The sequence below is a fragment of the Amycolatopsis sp. NPDC059021 genome, assembly GCF_042739895.1.
Taxonomy (GTDB): domain Bacteria; phylum Actinomycetota; class Actinomycetes; order Mycobacteriales; family Pseudonocardiaceae; genus Amycolatopsis.
Genome location: NZ_JBHYIQ010000105.1, coordinates 9,725 through 34,590 on the forward strand (window position 1 = coordinate 9,725; position 24,866 = coordinate 34,590).

The following is a 24,866-nucleotide window of genomic DNA, read 5'->3' on the forward strand; positions in this document are numbered from 1 at the left end:
ACGGGGCGGGGGTGGGCGTGATTTGTCACAGCGCCCCGGGCGCCCGCGCCCCCCCCCCCCCCCCCCCCACTCACCGCGACCGGTTTCACCGTCCAGCAGCCCGCCGCCGACGCGCTCGAAAACGGGTTGGCGAGAACGCCGCCCATGGGGTTCAACAACTGGAACTCCACCGGCTGCCGCGCCGAGTTCGGCGAGGCGATGATCAAGGGGATCGCCGATCTCTTCGTGACCAAAGGCCTCAAGGACGCCGGCTACGAGTACGTCAACATCGACGACTGCTGGGCGCTGCCCGCGCGCAACGCCGATGGTGACCTCGTTCCCGACCCGGCGCGTTTCCCGCACGGCATCAAGGCGATCGCCGATTACGTGCACGCGAAAGGCCTGAAGTTCGGTATCTACACCAGCGCGGGCACGAAGACCTGCAACAAGGCGGGCTTCCCCGGCGCGCTCGGCCACGAGCAGCGCGACGCGAACATCTTCGCCTCATGGGGTGTCGACTACCTGAAGTACGACAACTGCAATAACCAGGGCGTCGACGCGCGGCAGCGGTACAAGACGATGCGGGACGCGCTGGCCAAAACCGGTCGCAAGATCGCCTATTCGATCTGCGAGTGGGGCCGGACCGAGCCGAAGGTGTGGACCTGGGGCGAGCCGGTCGGCAACCTGTGGCGGACCACCGGGGACATCTCGGACAAGTGGTCGAGCATGATCGGCAAGGCGCAGGCGAACCGGGTGCTGGCGCGGTACGCGGGGCCCGGTCACTGGAACGACCCGGACATGCTCGAAGTCGGCAACGGCGGGATGACCGCGACCGAATACCGGACGCACTTCAGCCTGTGGGCGATGATGGCGGCGCCGCTGCTGATCGGCAGCGACCTGCGCAAGGTGTCCGACGACGGCTTCGCGATCCTGAAGAACGCCGATGTCATCTCCCTCGACCAGGATCGCCTCGGGAAGCAGGCGACCGTGCTCAGCGCGTCGAACGGACTGGTCGTCTACAGCAAGGTCCTGGCCAACGGCGATCGTGGCGTCGCGCTGTCCAACGAGACCGGCGCGACCGCGACGATCAGCACCACCGCTGCCGCGACCGGGATCGGCGACGCGCCGTCGTACCGGCTGAAAGACTTGTGGAGCAAGGAAACCCGGGCCACTTCGGGCGCCATCTCGGCGTCGGTCCCCGCACACGGCACGGTGCTGTACCGCCTCTCCCGTGCGGGCGACGGTCAGCCGGGCGACTTGAAGTAGCTATGCGCGTCGAACCCGATGTCGAGCCCGAAGTAGCCGTGTATTTCCGTGCTCTGGCCGGTGCAGTCGCTCTCCGAGTACACCCTGACGACCACGTCGGTGTGGTACGAGCGTGACGGCGGGAGCCGGAAGCAGCCCGGAAAGTAGATGGTGGTCCGGTACTCGGTTCCGTGGAAGGTTTTTTCGGGGTAGAAGCAGGCGTTGAAGATGATGCTGCCGCAGGCGTCCGCCTCGGTGGCTTGGGCGGGCGTCGCGACAGCCGTCAGGATGGCCGCGGCGGCAAGCGCCGGCGGGAGCACTCTTCGCGTCATCTTCGCAGCCTAGGAAGCCCTCGGCGTCGCAAAACCGCCAGACGGCAGCACGTCCTAGCGTCGCGGTGCGGTCCCGTCGCACAGCGAACGCTGAACCGCTTCGCTGAACGCGTTCCCCGCCGCCTTTGCCCACTCGGGCGTATTCCGCGACATCTCGATCAACAACTGGCCGTCTCGGGGCAGCCGCTGCTTCGCGTTGTAGTAACTGCAAACCGCCGGAGCCGCCCGGCGTCCGGCGACGAGCGCGGCATACGACGTGGGGTATTCGATCCCCTTGTCCGTGAGGTAGGTCAGAAAGCCACGCTCGCCGACGTCGGCGATCTGGTCGAGCGGCACGACTCCCTGCGCGTCCGCCGTGATCACGACGGACGGCGACGGTGTGGACGGCGATGGCCGTGGTGTCACCGGCGGATCTATCGCCGTCACCGGAGCCGGGCTGAGAACCTCGATGGCCCAGGCCCCCACGCCGATCAGCACGACCCCCATCACGGCGAGACCCATCGCTGCTTTCGCGGTACTGCCGGCCACGTCTTTCCCCTCCGCAGGGCCCATCGCTCGCGTGAACGCCCACGTTACCGCTGATGTTAGGGGTTATAACTTTCCCTATTGACACTCACCTTGCGAAGGTTATAGCTTCTAACTTAAGCAACCCTTGTTAACTGGCCAGCCCGGCCGCTGCAGGAGGAAAGACCATGTCCGGCACCCGCTCGAACACGCCACGCGCTCTTCGTCGCCGAACCGCTGCACTGCTCGCGCTCCCACTGGCCGCCGCCGCTGTCCTCGGCGGCGCCGTCGCCCCCGCACAGGCCGCCACGGCTGAGCACTCCGCCGGCCCGGCTTCGCTGACCTGCCAAGGAAAAGGCGTCGACCCGGCCGCCAAGGCCCGCTACCGCACCGAAACCGTCATCAAGGCGCCGCTGCACGTCATCTGGGACCTGCAAACCGACGTGGAAGCCTGGCCCTCCTGGCAGAAACCCGCCGCCCCGATGACCCTGAAACGCCTGGACCCGGGCCCGCTGCGCAAACACTCACGCTTCCAAGCGACCGTCCACCTACCCCCGGCCGACGTGACGGTGATCATCACCTCGACGATCCGGCAACTCCGGTACGGCAACTGTCTCCGCTGGACCGGCCCCGCCGACGGCCCCGGCTACCACATCGACGGCACCCACGTCTGGACCTTCACCAAGGTCCCCGGCGGCACCTTGGTCCGCACCGAAGAAACCCACTCCGGCCCGCAAGCCGACCCCGCCAGCGACCTGGGCCTGGAAACCTGGCTCACCGACCTCAAAACCACCGCCGAGTCCGCCCCCTGTCACTGACCGGTACGGCGTCCACCTGTCCACAATGGACATTCGGCCCGTGTCGTGACGTCCGGCGGAGCCCGCACCATTGGCATGGGAACCGAGGACGAGAGCGGCACTCAACGTGCGCGTCGCCCACCGCCGACTCCCTGGGCGTAAGCCGGCGTCCGGCGCGGCGGACAACCGGCGGGCATCGATCGCCAGTGCCCTTCGCTTGAGCGCGGACTAGCTCCTGTCGACGACGGATATCGCTATGGCGTAGCGCGCACGTCGGGGTCAGCCCCGCGTACGCGGGGAGGTGCGTGGCGTAGAACACATGCTTGATGCGGATGACGGGATCAGCCCCGCGCACGCGGGGAGCACTTCTTGATCGGCAGCTTCAGGGGTGCGCCGTCGTTTTTTCTTTGGTTTGCCCGGACCATTCCACCACGCCGACCATGTCTGCAGCAGTACTGGGACGGAGTCGGCAAGAGGACCCGATTACGCGTGGACATACCTTCGCAACTGGGCCGCTGGGCCGCCGCCCGTGTCCTACGTGGACATGCTCCAGATCAACAACGCGATCAACGACCTCGACCGGCGAATCGCCGCGTTGGAAGCCGCCAACGGCAAAGGCGACTGGACCCTCACCCAGTCGCAGAACGTCCCCGCGGGGGTCAATACCCGCCTGCTGTTCCAGCAGCAGAACGAGCCACCGGTCGGCATCGCCATCGCCACGGTCTCCTACGTCGAGGCCAACCAGCCGGCGCACAGCGCGAGCGAGTTCACCATCCTCAGCTCCGGCCGGTGGGATATTCGGCTCGATGCTCGCTGGACGAATGGGGGAGGGGCCACCGACCGCTACGTCATGATCGGTAGCAACACCGGTGTCTTCTGGGGGAAGAACTCCAGCTCGGGCGCGAACTTCAACCTGCACGTCGCGACCGAGCGCGACTTCTTCGCGGGTGAGAAGTTCAACGCCTACGCCTACAACGGCTCGACCTCACAGGTCGAGCGCGAAGGGGACACGCTGATCACCCGGCTCGTGGCCACGCAACGCCGGGCAGCGTGATCACAGCGGAGGACTCGGAGGTTTGCGACCGCCGAGCCCTCCGCTGTGCGCCAGTTAGCCCTGGGCCAGGTGTCCCAGGAACGCAGCCCATGCGCTCGGCGGGACGGCCAGTTGCCCGCTCGCTCGGTCCTTGGTGTCGCGGACGCCGACCGCTTCGGGCACTACGGCGACCTCGACGCAGTTGTTCGCGCCCTCACTCCGTGTGGGCTTCTGCCACTTCGCCTCCATGAGGTTCCTCCGGTCATTGCAACTGATTGATGCGCTCGCGAAGGATCGTCGCAGACTCGGCGTCGTCAGCAGCCCGTGACCACAGCTGATTGAAGCCGCGCTCATACTCAGCCGTCTCGTCTGCCTCGTGGATGTAGGTTGCGTCGGTGAGCCCCTCGATGTAAACGCGGACGATGTTCGGTGCCGGTAGCCGGAGGAACACGAAGCCGACACCCAACGCCCGGTGAGCGCCGACCGCGAACGGCAAAATCCGGATCGAGACATTCGGCAGCTTCGCGACGTCGAGCAGGTGCAGGAGCTGCGCGCGCAGCACGAGCGGCCCGCCGACGAGCTGGTGGAGGCTGGCCTCGCCGAGCAGGATGCGCACGACCGGAGGGTTGGCCCCGGTGAGGATCATGCCGCGGCGCATCCGGTCGGCGAGTCGTTCCTCGACCTGTCCGGCGACCGACGTTTCGAGCAGCGCGCGGGCGTATCCCTCGGTCTGTACGAGCGCGTTGATCAGGTCCGCGCTGTAGTAATTGACCTCCGAGGCGCCACGTTCCAGCGTGACGTAAGTCTGGGCGAAGTCGGCGACGCGTGCGGAGGATTCGCGCTTGCGCGCGGCGTCGGCGAGCAGGTGCAGCGTCTCGCGTTCCTCGGCGGTGACCTTGTACAGGTCCGAGAGGCGGTCGATCTCGGCCGCGACCGGAACGCGGGTGCCTTGTTCTACGCGGCTGACCTTGCCTGCGTACCAGCGGAGATCCCGCTCGACGACGCTCGGTTTGAGTCCGGCGCTCTCTCGCATGTTGCGCAGTGTCTCGCCGAGTTCGAACCGTTGCGGGTTCTGGGTTGCCACGGCCTTCCTTTCCTAGCCAGCTATTTGTCTGTCTACATCATGTTCCGACACTCAATGTAGTCATAGCTTCGTCCTATCGGACGTGGCTAAATGGACATCGACAGTTGTACTGTTCCATTCGGCTCGGCTGGCTTCTTGGTTCTTCCGGAACTGGATGCGCTCGCAGCCGATCCGGGCGGTGGGTCGTCTTGTCGGCCCACCGCCCCCACTTCGACTTCAGGCAGGCACGGAACCCGATGAGCGAGCAGACAAACGACGGTTGGCGGTTGGTGCGGGCGATCCAGACGATCGACGCCGAGGGAAACCCGACGATGGTGTTCTTCGGACTGATCGAGAAGAACGGAAAGCACGAGCCCGCGCTGCGAATCAACGGCGGCCCGGCCGCGCTGATGCCGCTGCACCAGTTCGCCGGCGACCTTGTCGCCGCGCTTCGGAAGCCGCTTGCTGACTGGTACCTGCGGCAGGGAGGTCAGTCGTGAGTGCGCTTATCTATCTGGACCTGGCGCACATCCATCCCATCGTCAACGGCCAGTGGTACAGGGCGCGGCTCGTGCACGTTCCGCAGCCCGGAGAAGCCGTAACGATGCTCTGCGGCGTGTCTGCCGCCGCCGAGTACGACGAATCCGGACGGAGGGACGCCCGTGGCCCTGCCGCGCAGTGCTAGGACTGCGATCTGATCTACCGGCGAGAGATCGGCTACGAGATCCCCGCGAGCCACCCCGGACTGCGGCCGTATCCGGTGCCGCATCCCCGATAGCCCCGGTCGGCGCGGTGGTAGCCCCCCGACGCCGCGCCGACCGGGTTCCACACTTCGGCCGCCGTCCCTCCCTCGGCGGCGGCCGGACCCCGACCTTTGCCCGCCGCGGCGGAGGCCAGGGCCCTCGGCGTTGTCACGGGCGTCGGGGCCTGCTCACCCACGAATCTGGAGATGACCATGAAGACCAAGGACCAGCACCCGGAGAACAGCGACGAGAACGAGCTGGTCGACATCGAAGCGGTGCTCGAGCAGATCTCCTTGGCTCGGCCGCTTCCGTCGAACAAGTCCGTTGCCGAGCAGGCCGAGGACGCCGCTGAGAAGATCGCCCGCCACTTCCTGCCCGAGCAACTGGAGACCGTCGGCATCGCACTAATCCTCGGCGCCGGAGTCGCGAGTGCCGTCTGTCACAGCAACGGCGGAGGAATCGGCGTTGACCTGGTCAACAGGCTTCTCCAGGTCACCGGCTGGCGACTCGTCAACCAGGCCCGCCAATGCGAGGCGACCGGCCGCCCATGACCACGAAAGACGGCTTGTCGGGCCAAACCGCGATCATCGAGGCCGACACCTACACCGCTGCCTGGTGCCACGAAGACGGGCTTGTCCACTGGTTTCTCAACGCCGAGCTCGGTCCGGCCGCCTTCGACGCTGTGATCTTCTGGTGCGACCACGACACGTCGGCGCCGCACCCATTTGCCCAGCTCGTCGAAGATCTACGGCGAGCACAGCACCCGATCGGCGCGTGCCCAGAATGTGCTCACGCCGCGCCGATCCTGCTGCCTGTCCCGCCCCGGCCGTGGTCCACGTACCAACGCTTCCCCAAGCAACCCCGAAGCGACGCTCCCGGCAGCCCTCGTGAGCGACGTGCACGGCTGGCTATCCGAGGTCGACGACCCCGACGGCCAGGGCTTCGCGCACTGGGTACCCCGCGACTGCGAGATCACCGCTGAGGGCGAAACCGTGATCCATATCGCGGTGTGCGGCGCCCGCTGTGGTCTGTCCTACAGCTCTGAGGACCAGGAACAATGCCCGGAGTGCCAGCCCCACGCCTGGTGGTGATCTCCGAAGTTCCGAACTCCCGAAGTTCGGAACTTCGGTAGTCTCCTTCCCGTCGAACTACGCGCGGTGCCCGCCTCGGAGCACCCCGCGACGTAAGGGAGGGACGTATGCCGACACGCGCCTGGGCGGGCCATGGCTGACACCCCGCCGACCTACGACCCGAACCGTGACGAGCGATGGTTCACGCCCGACGGCCCGGCCGCGGCTGGCTCCTACGGCGGCAAACCGGCCAGCAGCTGGGTAACCGACCTCACCGGCGACACCCCCGGCTTCCAGTACGACGAGGCGACGCTTCACGGCTTGGCGAAAGACTGGCGGGAGCTGGCGCAGGATTTCGAGGCGGACATCGCCGACGCGGAAGCGCTAGCTAGGACGCAAGGGCCGGGTACCGAGTATGCAAGCGCCGGACATGCGGAAGTCGTCCGCACCTCCGGCGAGGAGTTGAAAAAGACGCTAACGTCACGAGCCGAATACTGCCGTCAGATGGCAGCAAAATACGTAGCCGCCTTGGGCAAGTACGCTACCGCCGAAGAACAGCATATTACTGACATCAAGAAAACGCAGCAGCCGAGGGGGAAGGCGTGACCCGCCTCATAATCGCGCTAATCGGAGTGTCACTACTAGCACTCGCTGGGTGCAAAACGAGCACGCAGGGCAATGCAACGCCGACGACAAGCGCACCTGGAACGCAGACGGAAGCAACGCAGAGCGGCTCACCTGGCGTCGACGCGCCAAAGGTTACGACCCCGCTTGATACCGCTCGGTCGCAACAGGCTCCATGTGACACGCTAACCCAAGCGCAGGCGGACGAGTGGCTGGGGCCACGCGCTGTAGCCAAGCCGGATCTTAATGGCACAGCAGGACCGGCCTGTAGTTGGTACCCGCCGAGCGATTCCATTCCCAACATACGGGTTATATTTACCACGAAATCAACGGATGGCATCACCGGCGTATACCGGGCTAGTGGGAAGCAGTACAAGTTCTTTAAGCCCTTGCCGGCAATTGGCGGCAATCCCGTGGCTGCCTACGGCACAAACGATTACCGAAACACCGAAGGTAGGTGCTCGGTGGCGGTTGGCGCGACCGATCAATCGACGGTCGATGTGTCGCTTGTGCAGTCGCCCGCCAATATCGGCAAGAAGGACCCGTGCGACGGTGCCCGCGAGATCGCGGGGTTAGTTCTCGACAATATCCGCAAGGCGCGCTGAGGTGCGCTCGTATAAGCCCCGGCACCTACCTTTCCTTGCAGTGCCGGGGATTTACGTCAGCCATCCCCGCACATACGGGAGCACGCCGCGGTGAAGACGTTGCTGTCGGCGGTGACGGGACCAGCCCCGCGCACGCGGGGAGCACGGCGAGACGGTCGACCCGACGAGTGCGCACCAGGGGGGCAGCCCTGCGCACGCGGGGAGCATTGGCTGCGTTGCTCCAGAACACGCTGGATCAGGGGACCAGCCCCGCGAACGCGGGGAACACGTCATCGGGATCTTCGGGGACCTGATGGCCAGCGGACCAGCCCCGCGCACGCGGGGAACACCCGACGTTGTACTTCTCGGCGGACAGCGACGCCGGACCAGCCCCACGCACGCGGGGAACATCTCCAGTACTGGAGCCTAGGCGGCCGACCGTCGGGAGCAGCCCCGCGCACGCGGGGAACACGAGCAGGAACGCCTGCACGCCCAGGCGTGCCAGGGATCAGCCCCGCGCACGCGGGGAACACTCGATCTGAAGCGCAGCGAGGGGAATCCAGCCGGGGCCAGCCCCGCCCACGCGGGGAACACTGGTAACCGGCCGGTCCGGCTTCCTGGTAGGCGGGGCCAGCCCCGCGCACGCGGGGAACACGCCCGGCCGGGCAAAGATGACCTGACCGAAGTGGGGCCAGCCCCGCGCACGCGGGGAACACACTTCTTGACCAGCAGCTTTAGGACCGCGTCGTCGCTTTTTCATTCAGTTTGCGTGGGATCATTCCACATTGGCCATGTCGATCATGGTGCGCCGCAGTATGCCGTGTTGGCGCTGCCGCGGCGCCGGGGTAGAGCCTGAGGACAGGCAGAAGGCCTCGGCCAAATCGGGAGGCTGGAGCCCTTGCCCTATGCGGCTTTGCGTCGCTTCTTGGACGACCTGAGCGCCAGGGAGCGCATGTGCGCGCGTTGTGCGCTGAGAGCCCGTTCGTGGCGTTCCTCGGGTGGGAGAATGCCGTCCGGGTCGACCTGGCGCTCGAAGCGGGCGAATGCGCCCGCACGGACTTTCGCCATCCGGCCGGACCGGTCGGGTTCCTTTGCCCACCCGACGCGGGCCGCCACGCTGGCCCGCAGGATTCGTTGCGCTGGCGTGAGATTTGTCGACGCTGCCATACGGGCTAGCGTGGCGGTCGGCTGTCACCTACAGCCGATTACCGACGCGCATGCGTTGGGCGGACTCGTATGCTCGCTCGGCCGCGGCGCTTCGCCCGTAGCGGCGCGCCATCTGCGGCGTGGTCCAGCCGTTCAACAACATGAGGTCGCCCTCGCTGCCGCCGTCTGCCAGAAAGGTGTGCGACTGGAAGTGTCGGCCCAGGTGTGCGTGCAGGTTCCGCCCGAGGGCCTCGGAGGCGCCGGCGGCTCGCCCGCGTCGGCGGAGCATGATCTTGATGCCGTTGTCTGACAGCGGGGTTCGACGGCGGAACTCGCCGAGCCACAGGCGAGTGGTGTCGTTGGCGTGGGGGTGCCGGGGACGGACTCGAAGGTACCGAGCGAGGGCCTTGCCCGTAGCGGGGCTGAACGGCAGCGCCCGCCGCTTCCCTCCCTTGCCAATCACTTCGACGACACGCCGTTTCAGGTCGACATCGTGCATGTCGAGTTTGGCGATTTCGGACAGCCGGCCGCCGGTGTCCCAGATGAGCCTGATGATCGCCTCGTCGCGTCGGTTCATGAAGTCCTTGCCCTCACAGCCTTTGAGGACCCTCTTCATGAAATCGACGGGCGTAATCGGCGGTGGCTGGTCTGGGACGTGCGGCGGCTTGAGCCTCGCCATCGGGTGCGTCTCGATCTCGTCCTCGTCAAGCAACCACACCCCCCACGCGTGAAGTGCGCGGTAGTTGTTGTGCGCGTTGCTGGGGCTGGTCGTCACGATGCGGTAGGCAATCCAGCGCTTGTAGTGGTTCGGCCCGGCCTGCGCGGCGGAGAACCGGCGGCATCGACCGCGTAGCGCGCACGTCAGGGTCGTCCCCGCATACACGGGGAGATGTGGCGTAGACCACTTGCTTGATGCGGATGACGGGATCATCCCCGCGCACACGGGGAGCATCGCGACTCCAGGAACGCACCCAGGCCGCCAACAGTTACGCACCGCACCGCGGGGGTCCGGGGGCTCGGCCCCGGGTACCACAACGAGGATCCCCGGCGAGCGCGCCCCGCGAACACACCTCACCCAGATCCGAGTCGGGATGACAGGATTTGAACCTGCGACCCTCCGCTCCCAAAGCGGATGCGCTACCAAGCTGCGCCACATCCCGGCCGACCCGCCGGTCTCCCGGGGGGTGTGCGCACAGCCTAGCGGGTCACGCTAAGCTGGTCGCGCACCCGGGGGTGACTCCGGGGGTTCGCGGGTGTAGCTCAATGGTAGAGCCCTAGTCTTCCAAACTAGCTACGCGGGTTCGATTCCCGTCACCCGCTCCATCGGCCGGCGTCGTGTCTTGGTCGTCGGGGTTCCGGTCCCGGCTGGACGCGGCGTCGGCTTCCAGTTTCGCGGCGATCAGGTCCAGCAGTTTCGTGGTGTCCACCGGTTTGGTGACGTAGTCGTCGGCGCCCGAGGCCAGGGTGCGAGCACGGTCCTCGGCGGTGGCCTTCGCGGTTACGGCGATCACCGGCAGGTCGGCGTGGGCGGCTTCGGCGCGGATGGCGGCGATGGTGGCGTTGCCGTCGAGTTCGGGCATCATCACGTCCATCAGCACGAGGGCGGTGTCCTCGTGCCGTTCCAGTGCCCGGATGCCGGCGACGCCGGTGTCGGCGTAGATGACCTCCAGGCCGGCCTGTTCGAGCACCGCCGCGAGGGCGAAGACGTTGCGCAGGTCGTCGTCGACGATGAGGATTTTCTCGCCGTGGAAGCGTTTCGGGGTCGCTTCCGGGGTGGCGACGACGACGGTGCTGGGCACTTCGGGCAGCCGGGGGCCCTCGGACGGCGTGGCGGCGGGGGCCACCATGTTCGCGGCGCCGACGGGCAGGTACAGCGTGAACGTGCTGCCTTCGCCGGGGACGCTGCGGACCGCGAGTTCGCCGTCGAGCAGGTCGGTGAGCTGCTGGCTGATGGACAGGCCGAGCCCGCTGCCGCCGTAGCGGCGGCTGGTGGTGCCGTCGGCCTGGCGGAAGGCGTCGAAGATGATCGCCAGTTTCTCCTCGACGATGCCGATGCCGGTGTCCTCGACCGCGAAGGCGATGATGCCCGGCGCGGCGAGCAGGCTCTCCTCGGTCACCTCCTCGGGCGCGGCCATCCGGATGTGCAGCCGGACGCTGCCCTCGTCGGTGAACTTCGTGGCGTTGGACAGCAGGTTCCGCAGGATCTGCTGGAGCCGCTGCTCGTCGGTGTGGAGGCTGCCCGGCACCGGCGGATCGATGAGCACGGCAAATTCGAGGCCCTTGTCCGCGGTGAGCGGGCGGCACAGGGATTCGACGTAGTCCACCAGTTCGGGCAGCGTGACGTCGGACATCTGCAGGTCGAGTTTGCCCGCCTCGACCTTGGCCATGTCGAGGATGTCGTTGATCAGCTGCTGCAGGTCGCTGCCCGCGGCGTAGATCGTCTTCGCGAACTGGATCTGCTTGTCCGTCAGGTTCCCCTCGGGGTTCTCCGACAGCAGCTTCGCCAGGATGAGCGCGCTGTTGAGCGGTGTCCGCAGCTCGTGCGACATGTTCGCCATGAACTCGTTCTTGTACTGCGAGGCCGTGGTCAGCTGCCCGGCCCGTTCCTCGAGTTCCTGGCGGGCCTGCTCGATCTCGCTGTTCTTGACCTCGATGTCGCGGTTCTGCTGGGCCAGCAGGGCCGCCTTCTCGGCCAGTTCCGTGTTCGACCGGCGCAGTTCCCCTTGCTGGGCCTGCAACTGCTCCGAGCGGGCCCGCAGTTCCTGTGCCAGGCGCTGGGATTCGGTCAGCAGCGCCTCGGTCCGCGAGTTCGACAGGATGGTGTTCACGTTGACGCCGATGGTGTGCCGCAACTGCTCCAGCAGGTCCTGGTGGACTCCGCTGAACTCGTTGACCGACGCCAGTTCGAGCACCCCGAGCACCTCGCCCTGGAACAGCACGGGCAGCACGATGACGTTGACCGGCGCCGACGAGCCGAGCCCGGAGGAGACCAGCGCGTACTCCGGCGGGGCCGTGCGCACGAGGATGGTCCGGCGGTCGACGGCGGCCTGCCCGATGAGCGATTCGCCGAGCGCGAACCGGAGTCCGGCCCGCGACTGCGCGAGGCCGTAGGCGGCGATGCACTCGAACACGGTCCCGTGCGATTCGTCCTCGCGGGCCAGGAAGAACGCGCCCTGCTGCGCGCTCACCAGCGGCGCCAGCTCGGACAGGATCAGCGCGGACACCGAAGCCAGGTCCCGGTGCCCCTGCATGCGCCCGGACAGCCGGGCGAGGTTGGTCTTGAGCCAGTCCTGCTCGCGGTTGGTCCGGGTGGTCTCCTCCAGGTTCGCGATCATCTGGTTGATGTTGTCCTTGAGCTCGGCCACCTCCCCGGACGCGTCGACGGTGATGTGCCGGGTCAGATCGCCCGCGGTCACCGCGGTCGCCACCACCGCGATCGCGCGCACCTGGGTGGTCAGGTTCCCGGCGAGCTGGTTGACGCTCTCGGTGAGTTTCTGCCAGGTCCCGGACACGCCGTCGACCTCGGCCTGGCCGCCGAGTTTCCCTTCGGTGCCGACCTCCTTCGCGACCCGGGTCACCTCGGAGGCGAACGCGGAGAGCTGGTCGACCATCGTGTTCATCGTGGTCTTGAGTTCGAGGATCTCGCCGCGCGCGTCGACGTCGATCTTCTTGGTCAGGTCACCATTGGCCACCGCCGTGGTCACCATCGAGATGTTGCGCACCTGACTGGTCAGGTTGTGCGCCATGAAGTTGACCTTCTCGGTCAGGTCCTTCCAGGTCCCGGCGACGTTCGGCACACGAGCCTGGCCGCCGAGTATCCCTTCCGTGCCGACCTCCCGCGCGACACGGGTGACCTCGTCGGCGAACGCGCGCAGCGTCTCGACCATGCCGTTGATCACCTCGGCGAGCGCGGCGACCTCGCCCTGCGCGTCGATGGAGATCTTCTTGCGCAGGTCGCCGTTGGCCACCGCGGTCGCCACGGTGGCGATGCTCCGCACCTGCTCGGTGAGGTTGCCCGCCATGACGTTGACGTTGTCGGTGAGGTCCTTCCACGTCCCCGCGACGCCGCGGACGGTGGCCTGGCCGCCGAGTTTTCCTTCGGTACCCACCTCTCGCGCGACGCGGGTGACTTCGTCGGCGAACGCGGAAAGCTGATCCACCATGATGTTCACGGTGTTCTTGAGTTCCAGTATCTCGCCGCGCGCGTCGACGGTGATCTTCTGCGTCAGATCGCCCTTCGCGACCGCGGTCGTCACCTGTGAGATGTTCCGCACCTGGTCGGTCAGGTTGTTGGCCATGAAGTTGACCTTCTCGGTGAGGTCCTTCCACGTCCCCGCGACGCCGGGAACCTGGGCCTGACCGCCGAGTTTTCCTTCTGTGCCAACCTCTCGTGCGACACGGGTGACCTCGTCACCGAACGCCGAGAGCTGATCCACCATCGTGTTGAGGGTGTTCTTGAGTTCGAGGATCTCGCCCTTGGCGTCGACCGCGATCTTCTGCGACAGATCGCCGCGCGCCACCGCGGTCGCGACCTGGGAGATGTTGCGGACCTGCGCGGTGAGGTTGTTGGCCATGAAGTTCACCGAGCCGGTCAGGTCCCGCCAGGTCCCCGCGACGCCGGGCACCGTGGCCTGGCCGCCGAGGATGCCGTCGGTACCGACCTCGCGGGCGACGCGGGTGACTTCGTCGGCGAACGCGGAAAGCTGGTCGACCATCGTGTTGACGGTCGTCTTGAGTTCGAGGATCTCGCCGCGTGCGTCGACGGTGATCTTCTGGGTCAGGTCGCCCTTCGCGACCGCGGTCGTCACCTGGGCGATGTTGCGGACCTGCGCGGTGAGGTTGTCCGCCATCTGGTTCACCGAGTCGGTCAGGCCGCGCCACGTCCCGGCCGCGCCGGGGACCTCGGCCTGGCCGCCCAGCCGTCCGTCGCTGCCGACCTCGCGGGCGACGCGGGTGACCTCGTCGGCGAACGCGGAAAGCTGATCCACCATGGTGTTCAGGGTGTTCTTCAGCTGCAGTATCTCGCCGCGCGCGTCGACGTCGATCTTCTTCGTCAGGTCACCGGTCGCGACGGCGGTGGCGACCTGGGAGATGCTGCGCACCTGATCGGTGAGGTTGTCCGCCATCAGGTTGACCGAGTCGGTGAGGTCGCGCCACGTCCCCGCGACGCCGGGAACCTTGGCCTGACCGCCGAGACGGCCCTCGCTGCCGACCTCGCGCGAGACACGCGTCACCTCGTCGGCGAACGCGGAAAGCTGGTCGACCATCGTGTTGATGGTGTTCTTGAGTTCGAGGATCTCGCCGCGCGCGTCGACGTTGATCTTCTGGGTCAGGTCGCCACGCGCGACCGCGGTCGTGACTTGTGCGATGTTCCGCACCTGCTGGGTCAGGTTGTCGGCCATGAAGTTGACCGAGTCGGTGAGATCGCGCCAGGTCCCGGTGACGCCCGGCACCTCCGCCTGCCCGCCGAGCCTGCCCTCACCGGACATCTCCCGGGAGACCCGGATCACCTCGGCCGCGAACCGTGACAGCTGGGCGATCAGGCGGTTCACCGTTTTCGCCAGTTCGGCGTACTCACCCTGCAGCGGACGACCGTCTATCTGCGTCGCCATCGGCTGGGACAGATCGCCTTCGGCGACCGCGCCGAGCACGCGGGTCATCTCGAACGCGGGCCTGCTCAGATCCTCTATGAGCTCGTTGACGACGTCGGCAGCGGTGCCCCAGCCACCCGGCCCGACCTCACCCTCCAGCCGCGCGGTGAGCCTGCCTTCCTGGCCGACCGCGGTCCGCACCCGGAGCAGCTCGGTGACCAGCTGCTGGTTCCGCTCGGCGATGACGTTGAACGCGGCCGCCAGCTGGGCCGCGATCCCGTCACCGTGCGCGACCAGCCGGCGACGGAAATTTCCCTCCCCGAGATCCCGCACCGCCGCCAGGAGGCGCTCGAGCGCCGCCAGATCACCGCTGGTCACACCGGCGATCTCCAGACGCTGGGATTCCCTTGTCATCGATGCCGACCCTCTCCACCACGCATGTGCAAGCCACGGTCGTCGACCCAGCGTGCCACGATTCGCCCTACACTTCGAGCCAGTCCACCCGCTCACGCTGTGCGATCCGGAAGCAGGAGGTTCGTGCATGGTGTCACGACCCGCTCCGGCTTCGGCGGCGTTCCCGCCAGGAATCGCCGAAGGCGGGCTGCCCGCCGAGGGCGCGTTCTGGCGTGCCGCGCTCGAAGACGTGCGCGACGCGGTGTTCCTGCAGGACGCCACGGGCGCGGTGCGCTGGGCGAACCCGGCGGCGCGCGAACTCGCCGACGAGGACAAGGAACCCGTGCTCGTGGCGCGGACCGAGACGACGGGGCACATCGACTGCCGGGGCCACCGGTTCCCGGCCAGGGTCCGGGCGCTGCCGGACGGCTGGCGCGCGTGGACCGTGGCCGCCGAGAGCGCCGGGCCGCGCCGGGTCGAGGACTTCCTCGCCGAGGCGGCACCCCGGCTCGCGGCCGCCAGGGGGCGGCACGGCACGGCGCGGGTGATCGCCGAACTGGCCGCGTCCGCGCTCGGCGAGAGCGTGTTCGTGCTGCTGCCCACGACCCGCGGCCGCTGGGAGTGGTGGAGCTGTGACAGGCTGGCCAACCACGGGCACGGCCGGATCCGGCGGGTGCCCGCGGAACTCGCGCCGGTGCTGGCCGGAACCTTCGGCGCGATCGGCGAACCGGAGCCCAAACCGATGCCGGCGGCCGAGGTGGAGACCTTGCCGCCGGTCGTGGCGGACCGGCTCGCCGGCCACGCCGATGTGTCGGTCGTCTCACTCGGCCCGTCCGCGACCGCGGGGGTGACCGGCGCGGTCCTGCTCGGCAGGCGCGCTGATCCGGTGTTCGGCGGGGCACAGCACCGCGCGATCGCCGAGTTCGCCAGGGCGGCCGGGACGGCGCTGGCCAACGCCCAGCGCTACGCCCGCCAGGAGGAAGCCACCCGCGGCCTCGAAACGACCCTGCGCCCGCAGCAACCGCCCGCGTTCGACTGCGCGCGCTTCGAGGTCTGGTACGAGCCTTCCGGCGGTGTGCTCGGTGTCGGCGGCGACTTCTACGACGTGCTCGCGCAGGACGACGGCAGCGCGTTCCTCGTGCTGGGCGACATCTGCGGTAAGGGCGCCGAAGCGGCGGCGCTGACCGGGCGGGTGCGCCAGTCGCTGGCCGCGCTGCAACTCGTCGAGCACGACGGGCGGACGTTGTTGCGGCTGCTCAACGAACTTCTCATCGCGGGCGGCAGCAACCGCTTCGCCACCTTGGTGCTGGGGTCGATGGAGCCGACCGGCGACGGGCTGACGCTCACGCTGGCCTCCGGCGGCCACCCCGCGCCGCTCGTGCTGCGCAAGGACGGGGTCGTCGAGGAGATCAGCGTGCCCGGCACCCTGGTCGGGATTTCCCCGCAGGCGCAGTTCGCCGAGGCGGTGACCGATCTGGCCGAGGGTGACATCTGCCTGCTGTACACCGACGGCATCACCGAGGCCCGCAACCGCGACGATCCGTCGAAGATGTTCGGCGAGCAGCGGCTGCGGGCCGTGCTCGCCGACTGCGCCGGGCAGCCGGCGGCCGAGGTCCTGACGCGGCTGCGGCAGGACGTGCTGGACTGGCTCGGCAGCTCCGGCCACGACGACATCGCGGTGCTCGCCGTCGAGTGCGTGGCCTGACCTCCGTCCGAAAAGGACACGCGCGGGTAATCCGGTGGCGTGTCCGGCGTCGCGGGGGGACCCTGGAGGGGTACCGACCGGACCCGCGTCGCGAAGGAGGTGACGTGATGACCGTGCACGCCAGGCGCTACGGCCGATGGTGCCGTGAGCACTTCGGCGAACCAGCCCGCCCCGGGGCGGAAGCCGGTCCCGCACCCGCCGACGGCGAGGACGGGCCCGAGGCGGACGCCGAGGATGCCCGGCAGTCCCGCGAGGGGGAGCGCGCCGCCAGGGAGTCCTGATCGGACGTCCCTTGTGGACGGTGCCTAATCCTCCTCGGCGTGGTTGCCCTTGCCGTTTCCCCTGCCGTTCCCGTTGCCATTCCCGTTTCCGTTACCGTCGGTGCCAGGAATGGTCTGCGCCGGCGGGGCCTTCGGTGGCGCCTGCACGGTCACCGGCACTTGGCTGGTGACCGTGACCGTCGGCGGCGCGGGCGTGGGCGCGGCCTCCGTGGCCGTCCGGCCGGCCGGGTCCGTCGCACCCGGGGTCGGCGTCACGGTGACCGTCGGCGCCGCGTTGCCCGAGGTGGGCGTGGCGGCCGCGGGTGAGCGTGGCGGGACGGCAGGACGGTCGGCGGGCGTCGTCGGCGAGCCGAGCAGGCTTACCAGTCCCGCGAGCACCAGTGCCGTCGGCGCGGCGACCGCGAGGAAGCGGAGGTAGTGGTGGCGGCGCGGCGGGTCGAGGTCGCGGCCTTCCCGCAGTGCGAGGGCGACGTCCGCGGCGGTGGGCCGCTCCTCGGGGTGTGCGGCGGTCATCGCGCGCAGCGTTCCGGCCAGTGCCTTGGGCAGGCCGTCCGGAATCCGCGGGCGCCGGTGCAGGCGGGTGATCGCGGCCTCGGCCGGGGTGCCGGGGTATTCCCGTTCGCCGGTCAGGCATTCGAGCAGCACCAGGCCGAGCGCGTAGACGTCGACCGGCGGCTGCGGCCGCTCGCCGAGCACCTGCTCGGGCGCGAGGTAGGCGGCCGTGCCGACCACCGCGCCGGGCTCGGTGACCCGGGTGGCGTCGATGAGCCGGGCGACCCCGAAGTCGGCGATCAGCGGGCGGTCGTCGGCGAGCAGGATGTTGGCGGGCTTGAGATCGCGATGGGTGACGCCGTGTGCGTGGACGTGCGCGAGCGCGTCGGCGAGGTCCGCGCCGAGCTGCGTCAGCATCGGCGGCGGCAGTGGCCCGCCGCGGAGCCGCTCGGCCAGATTGGGCCCGTCGACGAAACGCATCGCGAGGTACGCGCGGCCGTCACTGACACCGGCGTCGTACAGGCTGACGAGGCCGGGATGCCGCATCGCGCTGAGCGCCTGGACCTCCTGGCTGCGCCGGTAGGTGCTCACCGCGACCGTGCCGGGATGGAAGAGCTTGACCGCGACCGTGCGGTCGAGCAGCCAGTCCTGCGCGCGATACACCTTCGCGGTGGCGCCCTCGCCGAGCTGCTTCCCGAGTGCGTAGCGCTCGGCGAACAGCGCGGGCGGTGGCGGCTCGAACGGATCGAGCGCGAACTTGGCCACCGTGCTGTCCGCGTCCTGCTCGTCCGCAACGGCCATCGGTGGCACCTCCCGTCTCGCCGGGTGCGGGGAACTACCCCCGCGCCGAGGCGGTGAAACTTATCGGTTCGCCGGGGAACGGTTTCCTCCACTATCCCGGTTTCCCGCTGCGTCGTTAGCTCTCCTTCCCCACGGAGCGCCCAGATAGCGCGGCCCGACGCGACGCTGTGTCCGTCGACGGCGCGAAATCGCAGGTCCCGGCCTTGAGTCTCAGCGCGCCCCGGCTGTGGGGCGCTCGTCCCGCCGGTACCCAGGCCGCGATGTCGGCATATTCCGTAAAATACCTGAATAGACCAGAAGTATGACGTGATAGGGTAGTTTATGGAATGTAGGGGAGGGTAATGACACAGGAGCTGTTCTCGGTCGAGCAGGTCGCCGCGAGGCTGGGGCTGCACGTGCGCACGGTGCGCAACTACGTGCGGGACGGCCGGCTGAAGGCGGTCCGCATCGGCAAGCAGTACCGCGTCACCGCCGCGGATCTCGCCGCGTTCACCGGCCTGCCGGAGGAGGCGGAGAAGCGGGAAGAACCGGCGCCACGGCACGTCGAGGTGTCGAGCATCGTTCAGATCGAGGGACTCGGCGAGGACGAGGCGAGCCGCGTGGCCACCCACGTCGTCGGGTCCGCGCAGGGACATCGGGGCCGGAGCCTGCGCGTCGAAACCAGCTACGACAAGGAGCGAGCGAGGATGAAGATCATCGTGCTCGGCGACCCCGCGACCACGGCCGACGTGCTGAGCGTCATCGCCATGCTGGCCGAGGGGACGCCGTGACCGCGCCCGCGATCTACAAGTCGGCCGAGGGCCGCGCGCGGATCCGGGACCAGTACGAGGCGTTGCTGGACCGCTGGCCGGTCGAGGCCGAGCGCCGGACGGTGCCGACGCGGCTCGGCGAGACGTTCGTCGTCGTGTCCGGTCCCACGGACGGCCCGCCGGTGCTGGCATTGCAGGGATCCGGCGGGAACACCGCGATGTGGCTGCCTTCGATCGCCGGTCTCGCGGCGCGGCTGCGGGTGTACGCGGTCGACGTCCCCGGCGAGCCGGGGCTGAGCGCGGTGGCCCGGCCTCGGCTCGGCAGCGAGGCCTACGCCGAGTGGCTCGACGACGTCCTCGACGAGCTGGGCCTGCCGAGGGCGACGTTCCTGGGCGCCTCGCTGGGCGGCTGGTGGTCGCTGGACTACGCGGTGCGCCGCCCCGAGCGGGTCGCCGGGGTGGCTCTGCTGAATCCCAGCGGCGTCGGCGCGCGGAACACCGCGCTGCTGCTGAAGTTCGTGCTGTTGCGGCTGTTCGGGGAGCGCGGGCTGCGCAAGGCGATGACACTCGCCGCGGGCGAGCTGCCGAAGGGGCCGCCCACCGCGGACGAGGTCGCGCTCGTGGAGTTCATGCTGGGCACGTTCAAGCACTACAAGCCCCGGATGGAGCCGATCCCGACGTTCACCGACGAGCAGTTGCGCAGCCTGGTCATGCCGGTTCTCGCGGTGCTCGGCGCGCGGGACGGCATGATCGACCAGCGCGAAACCGCGGCGCGGCTGCGTGCGGCGCTACCGGACGCCGACGTGCGCCTGCTGGACGACGCCGGGCACTTCCTGCCTGGAATGGTCGAAGCGGTCGTGAATTTCACCGACACGCCGCGCGCGACACGCTGAAGCGGCGCAACCTCGGGTCGCATGAGACGTCCCGGTGGCCATGACGTGGAACCGCGCCGCCTTCGTGTTGCTCGCCATTCTCGCCCTCCTCCTGCCGATACCAGCCGCCGGCGCGGAATCCGCCGTACCGGAAGGATTCCAACCCGCCTCGGCGAGCTGGGCCGACGCGCGCGACGGATACGTTCTCGGTTACGCGCCGTGCGCGCGGCCGCAATGGTGCCCGGTCCTGCTGGGCACCACGGACGGCGGCACCCGCTGGCAGCGTCTCGGCGCGCCGTCGATCTCCTTGCCGGACAACCACAATCACGTCCAGCTGAGCTATGTGGGTGAGGGGCACGCGTACGTCTCCGACGGGAATCGGGTCGAAGCCACCCGCGACGGTGGCCGGACCTGGTTCGGCATCGTGCTCGCCGACGCCGGAAAACCGTTCTATCTCGGCAAGATCGCCGAAACCGGCGGCCGGATGTTCGCGCTGCTCAGCACCTACGGGGAGACCGGCAGCACGCGGCTGTACTCCGGCGCCGCGGGTTCGGCCGCGCTCGCGCCGGTGCCGGGCTTCGCGGTGACGGGCAGCCTCACCTACGGCGACCTCGCGGTCGGTGGTGGCGTGCAGGTCGTGCTGGGGGCCGATTACGGCGTCGAGCGGTACTGGACGTCGGTCGACGGCGATGGCCTCGCGGCCGCGTCACCGCCGTGTCCCGCCGGGGCGACGGCGTCGCTCGCGAGTGTGCGCGAGGAGCAGGTAATCGCGTTGTGTAGCGGAAGCGCCGGTTCGCCACGCCCGGGTTCGATGACGCGCGGGATCCGGCACGCCCCGCGGCTGGGCGGAACGTTCACCGGAACGGCCCAAGGGCCGGCGGCCGGCATCCATCAGGGTTTCGGTGCCGCTACGGCGAAGGCCGCGACGGTAGCGGCGGTCGGCGGCGGCACCGATTTCCTGCACAGCACGGACGACGGGGGCGAAACCTGGCACACCACGGTGCTCGGTGACCGGGGCACCGGGCTGTCGGACCTGGACTTTCCCGGCGAACACACCGGAATCGTCGTCGCCGGTGTGCCCGGCGAGCCGGGCGGGTCCGCTGTGTACCGGACCGTCGACGACGGCCGGGTCTGGCGTGAAATCCTGTTCCACTGAGCCGGAACGGCGATTCCCGTGGATCGCGAATTCCGCACCGGGCCGTTCAACCACCGCCGTCGTTGTCGTAACCTGGGCGCTGTCCGTTGCCGGACACGGTGAGTGGGCCCGGGGCAGGGGCGCTCACCGTCGCAGGGTGGGAGTGTGCGCGATGACGCCTGGGCGAGTCGGCGAGACCGAGCGTTGTGCCCCGCTCGATTTCGGCAAGGCGAGTTTGGCGCGGCTTTCCGACGCGCTGCTCGGCGGGCACGACCACTACGAAGCCGACCGCGAGGCGATGCGCCGCCTGCTGGCGATCGCGCCGGGCGCGCGGGCGATGGCGAAGGAGCATCGGGACTGGCTCGTCCGGGTGGTCCGTTTCCTCGCGTCGAATCGCGGGATCGACCAGTTCCTCGACCTCGGCTCCGGGATGCCGACCGCGGAGAACACCCATCAGGTGGCGCAGCGGTACAACCCGGAGGCCAAGGTCGTCTACGTCGACAACGACCCGCTGGTCCAGGTGCACGGCCGCGTGGTGCTGGAGGAAAACGACCTGACGCACGTCAGCGGCGCGGATCTCACGCTGCCCGAGGTGACGTTGTGGGACCCGGTGGTGACCACCTACCTGGATTTCACCGAGCCGATCGCGCTCATCCTGTGTTCGATCGTCCACCACATCGACGACTTCGAGCGGGCAAGCCGCATCGTGCGCACCTACGTCGACGCGCTGGCCCCCGGCTCGTATTTGCTGCTGACACACCATTTCGACCCGGAGGAAGATTCGGCGCGGCAGGAATTGGCCCGGTTGCTGGAGAACACGTTCCAGGGGACAGGGCTGGGCAGTGTGCACCGGAGGCGGGAACAGATCGAGTCGTTCTTCACCGGTCTCGAACTGCTCCCGCCCGGATTGTGTCATCTGCACGAATGGTGGCCGGACGGCCCGCGCCTCGCCCCGCTGAGCGAGCTGAACTTCCTCACGCTCGGCGGAGTCGCGCGCAAGCCGTAGGCGGTTCAGGCGGCGTTCATGGTGTCCGGGTCCGGCCCCGTCCGCAGTCCGCGCTCCAAAGTGGACAGTGAGGCGACGTCCTCGTCGGACAGCGTGAACCCGAAGATGTCGAAGTTCTCGGCGATCCGCGAAGGCGTCACGGATTTCGGGATCACGATGGTGCCGAGGTGCAGATGCCAGCGCAGGACGATCTGCGCCGGGGTGCGCTGGTACTTCTGCGCCAGCGCCTGGACCGCGGACTCGCCGAGGAGGTCGCCGCCCTTGGCGAGCGGGCTCCACGCCTCGGTGGCGATCCCGTGCTTCGCGTCGAATTCCCGCAGCTGGGGCTGCTGCAGGTACGGGTGCAGCTCGATCTGGTTCACCGCGGGCACCACGTCACTGGCGTCGATGAGCCGTTCGAGGTGCGCGGGCTGGAAGTTCGACACGCCGATCGCGCGGACCCGGCCGTCGGCGTAGAGCTTCTCGAACGCCTTCCAGGTGTCGAGGTAGCGGTCACGCTCCGGGGTCGGCCAGTGGATCAGGTACAGGTCGAGCCGGTCGAGGCCGAGCTTCGCCAGGCTCTCGTCGAACGCCTTGAGTGTGGTGTCGTAGCCCTGATCGGCGTTCCAGAGCTTGGTGGTGATGAACAGCTCGTCGCGGGCGATACCCGATTCGGTGATGGCCTGGCCGACACCGGCCTCGTTGCCGTAGATCGCCGCGGTGTCGATGCTGCGGTATCCGGCGTCGAGCGCGGCCTTCACCGCGGCGGTGGTTTCCGCGTCCGGCACCTGGAACACGCCGAAGCCGAGCTGCGGCATCTCGACGCCGTTGTTGAGTTTGACGGTAGGCACGCTGGTCAACGGTTTCTTCTTTCGGTTGCTGGGATTTTCAGGGTTCAGCGGGCGAGGGCCGCGTCCGGTGTTTCGACGGTAACCGAGCGTTTGCGGTCCAGCATCCCGGAGACGAGGGCGACCACGAGGCCGGACGCGGCGAGCGCGGCTCCGATCCAGTTGCCCGACGTGTAGCCGAGGCCACGCTCGATGGCGAGCCCGCTCAGCCACGAGCCGATGGCGTTGCCGAGGTTGAACGCCGCGATGTTCGCAGCCGACGCGAGCGCCGGGGCGCCCTCGGCCTTCGCCATCACGCGCGCCTGCAGCGGCGGGACGGTGGCGAACCCGGCGGCACCGAACAGCGCGATCGTGATCGCGGCCGGGACCCGGGCGTGCGCGGTGAAGACGAACACCGCCAGCACCACGGCGAGCAGCGCGAGGATGACGTAGAGACTCGGCATGAGCCTGCGGTCCGCCGCCTTGCCGCCGAGCAGGTTGCCGACGAACAGGCCACCGCCGAACAGCACGAGCAGCCAGGTGACGGCGCCGGGGGAGAAGCCCGCGACGTCGGTCATCATCGGCGCGATGTAGGAGAACGAGGCGAACACCCCGGAGAACCCGAGCACGGTCATGACCAGCGCGAGCCACACCTGCGGGCGGCGGAACGCGGCCAGTTCCCTGCGTAACCCGGCGTTCGTGTCCGCCTTCTGGTGGGGGACGAGGGCGATGACCCCGATCGCGCTGACGATGCCGAGCGCGCTGACCACCCAGAACGTCGACCGCCAGCCGAAGGCCTGGCCGAGCGCGGTGCCCGCCGGCACGCCGAGCACGTTGGCGATGGTCAGCCCGGCGAACATCATCGCGATCGCGCTGGCCTGTTTGGCGGGCGCGACGAGCGAGGCGGCGACGACCGAGCCGACGCCGAAGAACGCGCCGTGGGACAGCGCGGCGACGATGCGCCCGGTCATCAGCAGCCCGTACGTCGGGGCGAGCGCCGAGAGCAGATTGCCCGCGATGAACAGTCCCATCAGGGCGATCAGGACGGTCTTGCGCGGGACCCGCGCGGCCAGCGCGGTCAGGATGGGGGCGCCGACGACGACACCGAGCGCGTACCCGGAGATGAGCAGGCCTGCGGACGGGATCGAGACGCCGAAGTCGCCCGCGACCTCGGGCAGCAGGCCCATGATCACGAACTCGGTGGTGCCGATACCGAAGGCGCTGATCGCCAGTGCGAGCAGAGCGGCGGGCATGGACTTCCTTCTTCCAGGAGTAGAGTGGTGGCCAGCGTGAGCAACTACGAGCGTCAGAAATAGTTGCACACGCCGGTTATTGCACGAGGCCGATAATGCCTCGTGCAAGGATGCTTCCGCAAGCCGGGAGCGAGTTCGGAAGAGGTGAAACGTGTCACTGGCCGACGACGCCGTCGAAGCTCGTGCGCAGGGCTGGCGCACGCTCGCCGCGCTGCACGCGCGGATCGAGGACAAGCTCCAGCGAGCGCTGGAACGGGAGCACGAACTTTCGGTGAGCGAGTACAGCGTCCTCGATTCGCTGGCCCGCCAGGACGGCTATCACCTGCGGATGAACCAGCTGGCCAACGCCGTGGTGCTGAGCCAGTCCGCGACGACGCGGCTCGTCGGGCGGCTGGAGGACCGCGACCTGCTCCAGCGCTACCTCTGCCCGGACGACCGGCGCGGCATCTACACCGAGGTCACCCCAGCCGGTCGTGAACTGCTCGCCGCGGCGCGGCCGACCCACGACGCCGCGCTGGCGGAGGCGCTCGACGAGGCCTCCGAGCTGCCGGAACTGGCGCCCTTGGTTGCCGCTCTCGGCAGCCTCACCTTCACTTCCTGACGCTGCCCTTGTCGCGTCGGTCCGTGGGGGCCTCCTCGAGGGACTCTGGGTCCCTCAAGGA

Annotated in this window: 24 protein-coding genes, 2 tRNA genes, 1 pseudogene and 1 CRISPR repeat array; of the genes and pseudogenes, 17 read left to right on the forward strand and 10 right to left on the reverse strand. The window is 68.6% G+C overall.

Going from position 1 to position 24,866, the window contains the following annotated elements; genetic code table 11:
• Nucleotides 1-144 precede the first annotated feature (144 nt).
• A pseudogene (locus ACFWX1_RS39790) lies at nt 145-1,218 on the forward strand (glycoside hydrolase family 27 protein); the annotation flags it as partial.
• A 5-nt stretch (nt 1,219-1,223) separates the two neighbouring features.
• Here ACFWX1_RS39790 and ACFWX1_RS39795 read toward each other — a convergent pair.
• Both ACFWX1_RS39795 and ACFWX1_RS39800 read right to left on the reverse strand, forming a co-directional pair.
• Nucleotides 1,224-1,556 carry a hypothetical protein gene (locus ACFWX1_RS39795; RefSeq protein WP_378395033.1) on the reverse strand — a complete coding sequence of 111 codons (333 nt, stop codon included), beginning with the start codon at nt 1,554-1,556 and terminating at the stop codon, nt 1,224-1,226.
• A gap of 54 nt (nt 1,557-1,610) precedes the next feature.
• Nucleotides 1,611-2,084, reverse strand: a complete 474-nt coding sequence (locus ACFWX1_RS39800; RefSeq protein ID WP_378395034.1) for a hypothetical protein — start codon at nt 2,082-2,084, stop codon at nt 1,611-1,613.
• 164 nt (nt 2,085-2,248) lie between these two features.
• On the opposite strand from ACFWX1_RS39800, the gene ACFWX1_RS39805 reads away from it, so the two are divergent.
• Nucleotides 2,249-2,878 (forward strand): SRPBCC family protein, encoded by a 630-nt coding sequence (locus ACFWX1_RS39805; RefSeq protein WP_378395035.1) that lies wholly within the window; start codon nt 2,249-2,251, stop codon nt 2,876-2,878.
• Nucleotides 2,879-3,386: 508 nt separating this feature from the next.
• Nucleotides 3,387-3,911: a hypothetical protein gene (locus ACFWX1_RS39810; RefSeq protein ID WP_378395037.1), complete on the forward strand. Its 525-nt coding sequence runs from the start codon at nt 3,387-3,389 to the stop codon at nt 3,909-3,911.
• Nucleotides 3,912-3,965: 54 nt separating this feature from the next.
• Here the strand turns inward: ACFWX1_RS39810 and ACFWX1_RS39815 are convergent, their stop codons facing one another.
• The gene (locus ACFWX1_RS39815; protein ID WP_378395038.1) at nt 3,966-4,139 is read right to left on the reverse strand and encodes a DUF397 domain-containing protein; all 174 of its coding nucleotides are present in this window, start codon (nt 4,137-4,139) and stop codon (nt 3,966-3,968) included.
• Nucleotides 4,140-4,152: 13 nt separating this feature from the next.
• A complete protein-coding gene (locus ACFWX1_RS39820) occupies nt 4,153-4,974 on the reverse strand; it encodes a helix-turn-helix domain-containing protein (RefSeq protein WP_378395039.1) in 822 nt (273 codons plus the stop codon).
• A gap of 236 nt (nt 4,975-5,210) precedes the next feature.
• On the opposite strand from ACFWX1_RS39820, the gene ACFWX1_RS39825 reads away from it, so the two are divergent.
• The 6 genes from ACFWX1_RS39825 to ACFWX1_RS39850 all read left to right on the forward strand — a co-directional run bounded on the left by ACFWX1_RS39825 (nt 5,211) and on the right by ACFWX1_RS39850 (nt 7,995).
• The gene (locus tag ACFWX1_RS39825; RefSeq protein ID WP_378395040.1) at nt 5,211-5,453 is read left to right on the forward strand and encodes a hypothetical protein; all 243 of its coding nucleotides are present in this window, start codon (nt 5,211-5,213) and stop codon (nt 5,451-5,453) included.
• Nucleotides 5,450-5,638: a hypothetical protein gene (locus tag ACFWX1_RS39830; RefSeq protein WP_378395042.1), complete on the forward strand. Its 189-nt coding sequence runs from the start codon at nt 5,450-5,452 to the stop codon at nt 5,636-5,638. The genes ACFWX1_RS39825 and ACFWX1_RS39830 overlap by 4 nt, the downstream gene beginning before the upstream one ends.
• Before the next feature lie 270 nt (nt 5,639-5,908).
• Nucleotides 5,909-6,247, forward strand: coding sequence for a hypothetical protein (locus ACFWX1_RS39835; RefSeq protein WP_378395043.1), 339 nt, complete (start codon nt 5,909-5,911; stop codon nt 6,245-6,247).
• 336 nt (nt 6,248-6,583) lie between these two features.
• A complete protein-coding gene (locus ACFWX1_RS39840) occupies nt 6,584-6,787 on the forward strand; it encodes a hypothetical protein (protein ID WP_378395044.1) in 204 nt (67 codons plus the stop codon).
• 132 nt (nt 6,788-6,919) lie between these two features.
• Nucleotides 6,920-7,372 (forward strand): hypothetical protein, encoded by a 453-nt coding sequence (locus tag ACFWX1_RS39845; RefSeq protein ID WP_378395045.1) that lies wholly within the window; start codon nt 6,920-6,922, stop codon nt 7,370-7,372.
• 26 nt (nt 7,373-7,398) lie between these two features.
• Complete coding sequence (locus ACFWX1_RS39850; RefSeq protein ID WP_378395059.1) at nt 7,399-7,995, forward strand: DUF3558 domain-containing protein; 597 nt, start codon at nt 7,399-7,401, stop codon at nt 7,993-7,995.
• A 61-nt stretch (nt 7,996-8,056) separates the two neighbouring features.
• A CRISPR array of direct repeats spans nt 8,057-8,690; the repeat unit is 24 nt; unit sequence CAGCCCCGCGCACGCGGGGAACAC.
• A gap of 479 nt (nt 8,691-9,169) precedes the next feature.
• On the opposite strand, the gene ACFWX1_RS39855 is transcribed toward ACFWX1_RS39850, so the two are convergent.
• Both ACFWX1_RS39855 and ACFWX1_RS39860 read right to left on the reverse strand, forming a co-directional pair.
• On the reverse strand, nt 9,170-10,003 hold the full coding sequence (locus ACFWX1_RS39855; protein WP_378395046.1) for a tyrosine-type recombinase/integrase: 834 nt from the start codon (nt 10,001-10,003) through the stop codon (nt 9,170-9,172).
• Between the two features lie 203 nt (nt 10,004-10,206).
• A tRNA-Pro gene (locus ACFWX1_RS39860) sits at nt 10,207-10,280 on the reverse strand.
• Between the two features lie 89 nt (nt 10,281-10,369).
• On the opposite strand from ACFWX1_RS39860, the gene ACFWX1_RS39865 reads away from it, so the two are divergent.
• Nucleotides 10,370-10,443: transfer RNA gene (locus ACFWX1_RS39865), tRNA-Gly, on the forward strand.
• Here ACFWX1_RS39865 and ACFWX1_RS39870 read toward each other — a convergent pair.
• Entirely contained in the window at nt 10,395-15,125 is a 4,731-nt protein-coding gene (locus ACFWX1_RS39870) for a HAMP domain-containing protein (RefSeq protein WP_378395060.1), read from the reverse strand. The two genes, ACFWX1_RS39865 and ACFWX1_RS39870, sit on opposite strands and share 49 nt — an antisense overlap.
• A 127-nt stretch (nt 15,126-15,252) precedes the next feature.
• On the opposite strand from ACFWX1_RS39870, the gene ACFWX1_RS39875 reads away from it, so the two are divergent.
• Both ACFWX1_RS39875 and ACFWX1_RS39880 read left to right on the forward strand, forming a co-directional pair.
• On the forward strand, nt 15,253-16,809 hold the full coding sequence (locus tag ACFWX1_RS39875; protein ID WP_378395047.1) for a SpoIIE family protein phosphatase: 1,557 nt from the start codon (nt 15,253-15,255) through the stop codon (nt 16,807-16,809).
• A gap of 107 nt (nt 16,810-16,916) precedes the next feature.
• Nucleotides 16,917-17,090 carry a hypothetical protein gene (locus ACFWX1_RS39880; protein WP_378395048.1) on the forward strand — a complete coding sequence of 58 codons (174 nt, stop codon included), beginning with the start codon at nt 16,917-16,919 and terminating at the stop codon, nt 17,088-17,090.
• 24 nt (nt 17,091-17,114) lie between these two features.
• Here the strand turns inward: ACFWX1_RS39880 and ACFWX1_RS39885 are convergent, their stop codons facing one another.
• Nucleotides 17,115-18,383 (reverse strand): protein kinase, encoded by a 1,269-nt coding sequence (locus ACFWX1_RS39885; RefSeq protein WP_378395049.1) that lies wholly within the window; start codon nt 18,381-18,383, stop codon nt 17,115-17,117.
• A 341-nt stretch (nt 18,384-18,724) separates the two neighbouring features.
• Here ACFWX1_RS39885 and ACFWX1_RS39890 point away from each other — a divergent pair, with 341 nt between their 5' ends.
• The 4 genes from ACFWX1_RS39890 (at nt 18,725) to ACFWX1_RS39905 (ending at nt 22,145) form a co-directional block, all read left to right on the forward strand.
• On the forward strand, nt 18,725-19,153 hold the full coding sequence (locus ACFWX1_RS39890; RefSeq protein ID WP_378395051.1) for a helix-turn-helix domain-containing protein: 429 nt from the start codon (nt 18,725-18,727) through the stop codon (nt 19,151-19,153).
• Complete coding sequence (locus tag ACFWX1_RS39895; RefSeq protein ID WP_378395053.1) at nt 19,150-20,025, forward strand: alpha/beta fold hydrolase; 876 nt, start codon at nt 19,150-19,152, stop codon at nt 20,023-20,025. Before ACFWX1_RS39890 ends, ACFWX1_RS39895 begins: the two co-directional genes overlap by 4 nt.
• Nucleotides 20,026-20,065: 40 nt before the next feature.
• The gene (locus tag ACFWX1_RS39900) at nt 20,066-21,160 is read left to right on the forward strand and encodes a hypothetical protein (protein WP_378395061.1); all 1,095 of its coding nucleotides are present in this window, start codon (nt 20,066-20,068) and stop codon (nt 21,158-21,160) included.
• Nucleotides 21,161-21,311: 151 nt separating this feature from the next.
• Nucleotides 21,312-22,145: an SAM-dependent methyltransferase gene (locus tag ACFWX1_RS39905; protein WP_378395055.1), complete on the forward strand. Its 834-nt coding sequence runs from the start codon at nt 21,312-21,314 to the stop codon at nt 22,143-22,145.
• Between the two features lie 5 nt (nt 22,146-22,150).
• Here ACFWX1_RS39905 and ACFWX1_RS39910 read toward each other — a convergent pair whose 3' ends face one another.
• Both ACFWX1_RS39910 and ACFWX1_RS39915 read right to left on the reverse strand, forming a co-directional pair.
• Nucleotides 22,151-22,984, reverse strand: a complete 834-nt coding sequence (locus ACFWX1_RS39910) for an aldo/keto reductase (RefSeq protein WP_378395056.1) — start codon at nt 22,982-22,984, stop codon at nt 22,151-22,153.
• Nucleotides 22,985-23,019: 35 nt separating this feature from the next.
• Complete coding sequence (locus ACFWX1_RS39915) at nt 23,020-24,204, reverse strand: MFS transporter (protein WP_378395057.1); 1,185 nt, start codon at nt 24,202-24,204, stop codon at nt 23,020-23,022.
• Between the two features lie 151 nt (nt 24,205-24,355).
• Between ACFWX1_RS39915 and ACFWX1_RS39920 the strand changes: the two genes are divergently transcribed.
• Nucleotides 24,356-24,805, forward strand: coding sequence for a MarR family winged helix-turn-helix transcriptional regulator (locus tag ACFWX1_RS39920; protein WP_378395058.1), 450 nt, complete (start codon nt 24,356-24,358; stop codon nt 24,803-24,805).
• Nucleotides 24,806-24,866: the final 61 nt, after the last annotated feature.